Source organism: Streptococcus sp. 2579 (assembly GCF_013277195.1).
In the GTDB taxonomy this organism is placed as follows: Bacteria; Bacillota; Bacilli; order Lactobacillales; family Streptococcaceae; genus Streptococcus.
This window is the reverse complement of sequence record NZ_VMMM01000017.1, coordinates 26904-35956: the sequence shown is the minus strand read 5'-3', so window position 1 is coordinate 35956 and position 9053 is coordinate 26904. Positions and strand designations below refer to the sequence as shown.

The window sequence follows — 9053 nt, the reverse complement described above, 5'->3', positions numbered from 1 at the left end:
GATTTTCATTGAGTATTATTCTTCAACTTCTGTTAAGGTTGCTGCCTTTTCAAGATATTTTTGGTAGGTGCCGTCATCCTTGAGTTTTTGGATGACCTTGTCCACCACTTCTTTCAAATCAGCACTATTTTTTCTAAGGGCAACTGCGTTGGCTTCGCCGTCCTTCATCTTCAAGCTGACAGTTGCGACAGCTAGGTCCGCGTTTTTAGCAGCATAGCTAAGGGCAACAGGCTCATCCATATGAACAGCATCTACTTTTCCAGCCTGCAATTCATTAACTGCTTCCCCCATATTGGTTAGGGAAGTCAGCTGTGCTTTTGGTAATTGTTCCTTGACCATAGATTCTGGAACAGTCCCTTTTTGGGCTGCAATATTAGCACTTTCAAGGCTAGTTAAATCCTTGTATTTTTCTACATCAGCTTTACGAACCAAGAAACTAATCTTGTTCTCATAGTAAGGGATTGAAAAATCAAAAACTTCTTTTCTCTCGTCAGTAGCACTAATTCCCGCAACTGCTAGGTCAGCCTTACCAGTTTGAAGACTGGTTAAAACATTGTCAAAACTCATGCTTGAGATTTCCAACTTCACCCCAAGTTCATCAGCGATAGCTTGAGCCATATCAATGTCCGCACCGACTACCTGATTTTTCCCGTCAACTAAAGACTGAAATTCAAAAGGTGCATAGTCAGGACTAGTCGCCACAACTAATTTCCCCTTTTGCTTAATGGCCTCAACAGCTGACTGAGAACCATTCGAACCTGACTGGCAAGCTACTAAGAAGAAACTTGCAAGAAAACTACATAAAACAAATATCCATTTTTTTGATTTCATAAATAAACAACCTCTCTGTTGATTTTGTATAATTATAACGCTATTCAAGCTACTTGTCAAGCACTTTTTTGAATTTTTATCTTGAAAATATTTTTTTCATTCAAGAAAAGGAGCTATCAGTTGGCTTCCAGCTCCTTTTTATACAGAATGAACCTATTTTATAGTTCGACAATCTTACCTGTTTCAAAGTAAACAACCCATTCACAGATATTCTTGGCATAATCTCCAATGCGTTCCAAGAAGGCAATCACTTGGAAGTAATCACGACCTGTAACGATGGCATCTGGATTTTTCTTGATTTCTTCTGTAGCCAAGTCACGAATGCTATCAAAATAATGGTTGATTTTTTCGTCCATGGCTGCTACTTCATAGGCATGGTCTACTGAACCATTCAGGTAGAGTTCAAGGGCTGCTTCGACGAAGTTCTTGACATCGCGACCCATTTTCTTGATTTCTTCTTCAACAGCTGGGATACGTTGCTCCCCTTTCATACGAATTGCCGCCTTGGCAATAGAAACAGCATGGTCACCCATACGTTCCAAGTCAGATACAGCCTTCAAGACTGTCAAAACAGTACGCAAGTCCTGAGAAACGGGTTGTTGAAGGGCAATCATTTCAAATGATTTCTTCTCCAATTTCACTTCGTATTCGTTTACTTCTGCATCGTCTTCGATGACTTCCTTGGCCAAATCACGGTCATGCGTAACAAAGGCACGCACCGTACGATTGATTTGAGATAGCACTTCTTGTCCCATAGCGTAGAACTGGTTGTGCAATTTCTCTAAATCTTCTTCAAATTGAGAACGTAACATCATTTATCTCCTTATCCAAATTTTCCTGAAATATAATCTTCTGTTTCCTTGTGTTGTGGGTTGAGGAACATCTTCTTGGTATCGTTAAACTCAATCAAATCTCCATCTAGGAAAAATCCTGTCTTGTCAGAAATACGAGAGGCTTGTTGCATAGAACGCGTAACCAAGAGCATGGTATATTTATCTTTTAGACCATACAAGGTTTCCTCAATCTTACCAGCCGAGATAGGGTCCAAGGCTGAAGTCGGTTCATCCAAGAGAATGATTTTAGGACTGGTTGCCAAGACACGGGCAACGCAGACACGTTGCTGTTGTCCACCTGAAAGTCCGATAGCTGAATCATGTAGGCGATCCTTGACCTCATCCCAGATAGAAGCTCGTTGCAAGGCTTTTTCCACTGCTTCATCCAGAACCTGCTTGTCCTTCACTCCATTGATACGAAGCCCATAGACAACATTTTCGTAGATGGACATAGGGAAAGGGTTGGGCTGTTGGAAAACCATACCGATTTCCTTCCGCAATTCAACTGTATCTGTACGTGGGCTGTAAATATTATGGTCGTTATAAACTACTGAACCAGTTGTGGTCACCTCTGGATTGAGATCCCCCATGCGGTTGATAGCCTTGAGGAGGGTTGATTTCCCTGATCCAGATGGACCAATCAAGGCTGTAATCTCCTTGGGTTGGAAAGAGAGGGAAACACTATTCAAGGCCTTCTTTTGATTGTAGTAAACGGACAGGTCTGACACCTGTAAAATCGCTTCTGTCATACTGTTTCCTTTCTATCCAAAGTGTCCTGTTACGTAGTCATTGGTTGACTGTAGTTTGGCATTTTGGAAAATATTAGACGTCTTATCATACTCGATCAAGTCACCCAAGTAGAAAAATCCTGTGTAATCACTAGCACGCGCAGCCTGCTGCATGCTGTGGGTCACGATGATGATGGTAAAGTCCTTCTTCAATTCCAACATGGTTTCTTCCAGCTGGGCTGTCGCAATCGGATCCAAGGCTGATGCTGGCTCATCCATCAAGAGAATATCTGGTTTAACAGAGATAGCACGAGCGATACAGAGACGTTGCTGCTGACCACCTGATAGGGTCAAGGCTGACTTGTGCAAATCGTCTTTGACCTGGTCCCAAAGGGCAGCCTGACGGAGAGAAGTTTCCACAATTTCATCCAAGACTTGCTTGTCCTTAACCCCTGCACGTTCATGGGCAAAAGTGATATTGCGGTAGATAGACTTGGCAAAGGGATTTGGTCGTTGGAAGACCATTCCGATGTGTTTACGCATCTCGTAGACGTTGATTTCTGGACGGTTGACATCAATCCCTTGGTAGAGGATTTGACCTGTGACCTTGGCAATATCAATAGTATCATTCATACGGTTGAGACTGCGGAGGTAGGTTGATTTCCCTGAACCAGAAGGGCCAATTAAGGCTGTAATTTTATTTTTTTCAAATTGCATATCGATACCCTTGATGGATTCTTTTTTACCGTAGTAAACATGTAAATCCTTAGTAGAGAGGGCCACTTTCTCTTCAGGAAAGGTGATGATATGCTTTTCATCCCAATTATATTTTGACATGGCTTCTCCTTTAGGCAGCTGTTAATTTCTTATGTAGGTAGCTTCCGAGTTTGCGAGCTCCAAAGTTAAAAATGAGGATAAAGATGAGGAGCACGGCTGCAGAACCTGCTGATACGATGGTTCCATCAGGAATAGTACCTTCACTGTTGACTTTCCAAATATGGACAGCCAAGGTTTCTGCTTGACGGAAGATAGAGATTGGGCTGGTCACACTGAGAATATTCCAGTTAGACCAGTCAAGGGCTGGAGCGGATTGTCCTGCTGTATAGATAAGAGCCGCAGCCTCACCAAAGATACGACCAGAGGCCAAGACGACACCCGTTACAATACCTGGTAGGGCTTCTGGAATGACCACATGGACCACAGTCTCCCAACGAGAAATCCCAAGGGCCAGACCAGCTTCACGCTGCGTATGGTGAACGTGTTTCAAGCTGTCCTCAACATTACGTGTCATCTGAGGCAGGTTAAAGACTGTCAAGGCCAAGGCACCTGAAATGATTGAAAATCCATACTCAAACTGAACTACAAAGATCAAGTAACCAAAGAGACCTACAACCACTGATGGCAGTGAAGACAAGATTTCAATACAGGTTCTGACAAAGTTGGTCACAGGACCTTTTTTGGCATATTCAGCTAGGAAAATCCCAGCTCCCATAGATAAAGGCACAGAGATAATCAAGGTAATAACTAAGAGGAAAAAGGAATTATAGAGCTGAATTCCAATCCCTCCGCCTGCTTGGTAAGAAGATGATTTGCCAGTCAAGAAAGACCAAGAGATGTGGGGCAAACCACGAACCAAGATATAAAGAATCAAGGATGCCAAGATGGCAACAATAATTCCTGCAATCGAGTAGAGGACAGCTGTTGCAATTTTATCTAATTTCTTAGCGTGCATAGTTTTTCTTTCCTCTTTCTTTCGTAATCAATTTAATCACACTGTTAAAGGCCAAACTCATCAAGAGCAATACCAAGGCTAGTGACCAAAGAACGTTATTATCAACTGTTCCCATAACGGTATTTCCGATACCCATGGTCAACACAGAGGTCAAGGTTGCAGCAGGTGTTGTCAATGAAGTTGGGACAACGGCTGAGTTTCCGACGACCATCTGAATGGCCAAGGCCTCACCAAAGGCACGCGCCATCCCAAAGACCACTGCTGTAAAAATCCCTGAACGCGCCGCCTTCAAGGTCACGCGCCAGATGGTTTGCCAGCGAGTGGCTCCCATAGCCAAACTAGCTTCGCGATAGTGACGAGGCACCGCACGCAAGCTATCGGTTGTCATAAAGGTTACCGTTGGTAAAATCATGACAAAGAGAACGAAAATCCCTGACAAGATCCCAAAACCAGTTCCACCAAAGACACTGCGTACAAAGGGAACTACGACCTGCAAACCGATAAATCCATACACGACTGAAGGAATCCCGACCAGCAATTCAATAGCTGGTTGCAAAATCTTCGCCCCTTTTGGTGAGACTTCGGTCATAAAAACTGCTGCACCAATAGCAAAGGGTGTTGCGATAAGGGCTGAGAGAATGGTAACGATAAAGGAACCCAAAATCATAGGAAGGGCACCAAATTGTTTCCCTGAAGGATTCCAAGTTTGGCCAAATAGGAAATCAAAGATATTAACCCCATTTACAAAGAAGGTCGACAAACCTTTTTGGGCTACGAATATCAAAATCATAGCCACAATAATGACAATCAAAGACAGACAGGCAAAGGTCAAGCCTTTTCCAAGTTTCTCTAAACGAGAGTTCTTTGAGGGAGAAAGTAATTTTTTAGCTAATTCTTCTTGATTCATTATTGACTCCCTTCTAGTGCTGTCACCGTTCCTACAGCATCTTTTTCAACCTTCATTTCCTTAACAGAAATGTAACCCATCCCCTTAACGATTCCACTTTGCGCTTCATCTGAGAGGACAAAGTTGAGAAATTCTGCCACCAATTCATTTGGTTGACCTAGGGTATACATGTGTTCGTAAGACCACAAAGGCCAGTTATTGCTTGTAACATTTTCTGCAATTGGCTCATAGCCATTCAACTTCATGCGTTTCACCGAGTCATCCACATAGGCAAAGGCTAGGTAAGAAATGGCTCCTGGTGTCTGGGAAACAATGTTTTTGACCATCCCATTTGAATCCTGTTCTTGACTCTGCATGGCAGATTGGCCATCCATGACAACACTATCAAAGGTTGCACGCGAACCAGAACTTGCTGCACGGTTGATAATAGAAATGGCTAGATCTTTTCCACCGACCTCTTTCCAGTTGGTCACTTGGCCTGTGAAGATACTACGGAGTTGTTCAGTTGTCAGATTTTCAACGTCAACTTCTTTGTTTACAATCACTGCCAAGCCCGCTACAGCAACCTTGTGGTCTACTAGAGCGGATGCGTTTATACCGTCTTTTTCCTCGGCAAATACGTCTGAATTTCCTACATCAACGGCTCCAGACTGAACCTGAGACAGACCTGTACCAGATCCTCCACCTTGGACGTTGACTGTTTTTCCAATGTGCATAGAGCCAAATTCATCTGCTGCTGCTTCGACCAAGGGCTGAAGAGCCGTTGAACCAACAGCTGTCATGGATTCTCCACGATCAATCCAGCTAGCACATCCCGCCAAAGAACCTGCCAGCAAAAGAGCTGCAAGGGATAGAGCGAGTTTTTTCCTTTTTTTCACTGTTTTTCTCCTTGAAAATAATGGTGAATGCTGTGAATTTTTTCAACTATTTATTTATGTTTTTCTTTTGAAAATTGAGAGCCAACTGAAGTTCTTATACTCAATGAAAATNNCGACGTTGACGCGGTTTGAAGAGATTTTCGAAGAGTATTAGCTTGGTTTAACTAGAAATTTGCTTAGTTACCTTTCCACCAATTTTGACTTAAAATGAAAGACAATTTGAAAAAAATCCATACTTCCACTATAACATAGACAAGTTACTTTGACTAGCATTTTCACTTGAATCTGAGGCCTTTAGGAAAATAATTTTTCAAAACATTTCCAGTCACCTTAGCAAAGCCCAAACCATTGCCTTGAACCAAAACTTGGTACCAACCATTTGGCATACTTTCCGCCAGCTGAACGGTTTCTCCTGCCACATACTTTACAAATTCCTCTTGGTCAATTTCAACCGACTGCTTGACCTGACTCGGTTTCAAGGCTAGACCAAGAGCAAAACTGGGTTCAAAACGTTTCTTCTTAAAAGTGCCCAGATGCAGTCCATTGCGAGCAATCTTGAGTTTTCCTAAATCTGGCAAAAGTTCTGGCAGGAGATAGAGTTGGTCCCCAAAAGTCTGCAAGATTCCCCTTAGATTGTTCTTCAAGTGGTTTTGAGCAAATTCCTGCCACAAGACAACTTGTTCACGACTGAGATTACTTTTGCTTGCCTTACATTTAGGGGCTGGATTTTCTCCTTTAAATTGTAAATGGGCGACAAACTGTCCCTCACCCTTAAACTGATGAGGATACATCCGAGCCGTTTCTGGCAGGTCAATACCAGCTACCATTCCATTGATATGCTCTACTGGCAACAAATCAAAATCATACTCCTCCAGTAGCCAATTGACAATCTCTTCGTTTTCCTCGGGGGCCCAGGTACAGGTTGAATAAACCAGACGACCACCATCAGCTAGCATGGTCACTGCATCCTCCAAAATTTCTCTTTGCAAGCTAGCACATTGACTTGGATAATCTAAGCTCCAATAGTCCATAGCATCTGGTTGCTTACGAAACATTCCTTCACCAGAGCAAGGAGCATCAAGGACAATGAGGTCAAAATAGCCCTTAAAAACCTTGGCCAAGCGGTCAGCAGATTCATTAGTCACTACGACATTGGTCGCTCCAAATCGCTCCATATTTTCTACTAAAATCTTAGCCCGCTTGCTTGAAATTTCATTGGAAACAAGGAGCCCCTCCCCTGCTAGATAGGCTGCCAGCTGAGTTGATTTTCCACCCGGTGCAGCAGCCAAATCCAAGACTTTCATACCAGGACTAGGCTGGGCTACCTGAGCCACCATCTGAGCAGCAGGTTCTTGCGAATAAACTAAACCAGTAGCATGCTCAGGCGATTTCCCTGACACCTTTCCATAATGGCCCCAAGGGGTTTGAGGAATAGGATCAGGAAAGGAAACTGGCGCTTCTTTTAAAGGATTGACCCGAAAAGCCGAAACCGCTTCCTCCTCAAAAGAGGCAAGAAAATCTCTTGCCTCATCTCCTAGTATCTCTTCATATTTTTCAACAAATCCTTCTGGAAATTGCATTTAAGTTCTTTTCCTTTCGTAAATATAGGACTGAATTTCCTCCTGCATCTCAAGAGGTAGCATCATGACCGGTTGTCTGGTTTGAAAATCAAGCGGTTGACCAGATAGGGTTACAACCCGATAGCCCAGACTTTCCCCTAAAATACTAGCCGCAGCATAATCCCATGGTTGCAGATAGGTGACATAGGTCAACAAATGCCCTGACAAAATCTTGGCAAAACTAATGGCCGCACTCCCATAAACACGAACACCAAGTACTGCTCGACTCAAATCAGCCAAGCCCCATTCGTTGGTTTCCAGCATGCCACTATTTCCCGCAATGAGAAAATCTCCAAGTGGTTTGGCTTTAAAGGGAGCTAGGAGCCTATCATTTAGACAAACTGGAAATTCCCCACCACCGTGGTAACAATCCCCTTTGACCACATCATAAATCAGTCCAAACTGTCCCTGACCATTTTCAAAATAAGCCATCATAACAGCAAAATCTTCCTGCTGGGCTACAAAGTTATTGGTACCATCAATGGGATCAATGATCCAAACCTTGCCCTCTTGAACTGAAGCTCGCAAACAACCCTCTTCAGCACAAATCTTATCCTCAGGATAACGGGATAGAATTTCACCAACCAAGAGTTCCTGAACTTCCTTGTCCAGTCTGGTCACCAAGTCTGTTGGAGAGGACTTGGTCTCAACGCGCAAGTCTTCCTGCATGTGGTCAAGGATGTACTGACCCGCTCTCTTGACAAGCTCTTTGGCAAATTCAAATTTACTTTCCAAGAGAAATCTTTCCTTCCCCTTTTTCCTTGGCAGCCTGAACTGCTCGATAAAGCGAATAGCCACTCACTGTTTCAAATTCTCGTCCCAAACGTTTCTCTTCGCTCTTACTTGGCACAACCGCTTTGAATCCCTTATAGGAATCCAGTAGCTTTTGAGCCTCTACCTTGCCTTCATAGGCAGCTTCAACATCATTAAAAAAAGAAAGCACTGAAGCAAGTTCTTCAGTGCTCCACGACAAATCTAGTGGGTAACTATACTGTTTGTTCATTAACTAATACCAGCTCTCATTCTTGCTTCTTTTAGTTCTTGCTTACGGTAACTACGAGGGAGAAAAGCACGAATCTCATCTTCATTAAACCCGATCTGCATGCGTTTGGCATCGATAATAATTGGACGACGCAAAAGACTAGGGTACTGCTCAATTAAATGAAGCAATTCCGATACCGAGATACTCTCTACATCAATATTCAATTTTTGAAAAATTTTTGAACGAGTTGAAATGATGTCATCAGTACCATTTTCGGTCAAGGAAAGGATGTGTTGCAATTCTTTTCTTGTTAAAGGACTGGTCATAATATTGTGTTCCACAAAGGGAACCTTATGTTTTTCTAACCAGGCCTTAGCCTTACGACATGATGTACAGCTCGGTGATAGAAATAGTGTAATCATGCTTTTCTCTTCTTATCTATACTTTGCTACTTCTATTATACAAAAAAATAAAGCGCTTGACTAGAGATTTTTAGAAAAAAAGCCTATTTTTTCAAGAAAAATAGACTGTTTGCGAACGATT

At 42.8% G+C, this 9053-nt stretch carries 11 protein-coding genes; all 11 read right to left on the bottom strand.

Annotation, left to right across the window (positions count from 1 at the left end; all coding sequences use genetic code 11):
- Positions 1-15: 15 nt before the first annotated feature.
- Positions 16-831 (bottom strand): ABC transporter substrate-binding protein, encoded by an 816-nt coding sequence (locus tag HT725_RS07790; protein WP_000837372.1) that lies wholly within the window; start codon positions 829-831, stop codon positions 16-18.
- A 158-nt stretch (positions 832-989) separates the two neighbouring features.
- Positions 990-1643, bottom strand: coding sequence for a phosphate signaling complex protein PhoU (gene phoU / locus HT725_RS07785; RefSeq protein WP_173218719.1), 654 nt, complete (start codon positions 1641-1643; stop codon positions 990-992).
- An 11-nt stretch (positions 1644-1654) separates the two neighbouring features.
- The gene (gene pstB / locus HT725_RS07780) at positions 1655-2413 is read right to left on the bottom strand and encodes a phosphate ABC transporter ATP-binding protein PstB (RefSeq protein ID WP_173218717.1); all 759 of its coding nucleotides are present in this window, start codon (positions 2411-2413) and stop codon (positions 1655-1657) included.
- A gap of 12 nt (positions 2414-2425) precedes the next feature.
- Entirely contained in the window at positions 2426-3229 is an 804-nt protein-coding gene (gene pstB, locus HT725_RS07775; RefSeq protein WP_020900241.1) for a phosphate ABC transporter ATP-binding protein PstB, read from the bottom strand.
- A 10-nt stretch (positions 3230-3239) separates the two neighbouring features.
- Entirely contained in the window at positions 3240-4124 is an 885-nt protein-coding gene (gene pstA / locus HT725_RS07770) for a phosphate ABC transporter permease PstA (protein ID WP_000543046.1), read from the bottom strand.
- Complete coding sequence (pstC, locus tag HT725_RS07765; RefSeq protein WP_049495124.1) at positions 4114-5031, bottom strand: phosphate ABC transporter permease subunit PstC; 918 nt, start codon at positions 5029-5031, stop codon at positions 4114-4116. The genes pstA and pstC overlap by 11 nt, the downstream gene beginning before the upstream one ends.
- Complete coding sequence (locus HT725_RS07760; RefSeq protein ID WP_173214081.1) at positions 5031-5909, bottom strand: phosphate ABC transporter substrate-binding protein PstS family protein; 879 nt, start codon at positions 5907-5909, stop codon at positions 5031-5033. The genes pstC and HT725_RS07760 overlap by 1 nt, the downstream gene beginning before the upstream one ends.
- Positions 5910-6184: 275 nt before the next feature.
- Positions 6185-7489: an RsmF rRNA methyltransferase first C-terminal domain-containing protein gene (locus HT725_RS07755; RefSeq protein ID WP_173253362.1), complete on the bottom strand. Its 1305-nt coding sequence runs from the start codon at positions 7487-7489 to the stop codon at positions 6185-6187.
- Positions 7490-8263: an inositol monophosphatase family protein gene (locus HT725_RS07750; RefSeq protein WP_173253361.1), complete on the bottom strand. Its 774-nt coding sequence runs from the start codon at positions 8261-8263 to the stop codon at positions 7490-7492. It lies immediately after the preceding gene.
- Positions 8253-8531, bottom strand: coding sequence for a UPF0223 family protein (locus HT725_RS07745; RefSeq protein WP_023946312.1), 279 nt, complete (start codon positions 8529-8531; stop codon positions 8253-8255). The genes HT725_RS07750 and HT725_RS07745 overlap by 11 nt, the downstream gene beginning before the upstream one ends.
- A complete protein-coding gene (locus HT725_RS07740) occupies positions 8531-8932 on the bottom strand; it encodes a Spx/MgsR family RNA polymerase-binding regulatory protein (RefSeq protein WP_000631259.1) in 402 nt (133 codons plus the stop codon). The genes HT725_RS07745 and HT725_RS07740 overlap by 1 nt, the downstream gene beginning before the upstream one ends.
- Positions 8933-9053 lie beyond the last annotated feature (121 nt).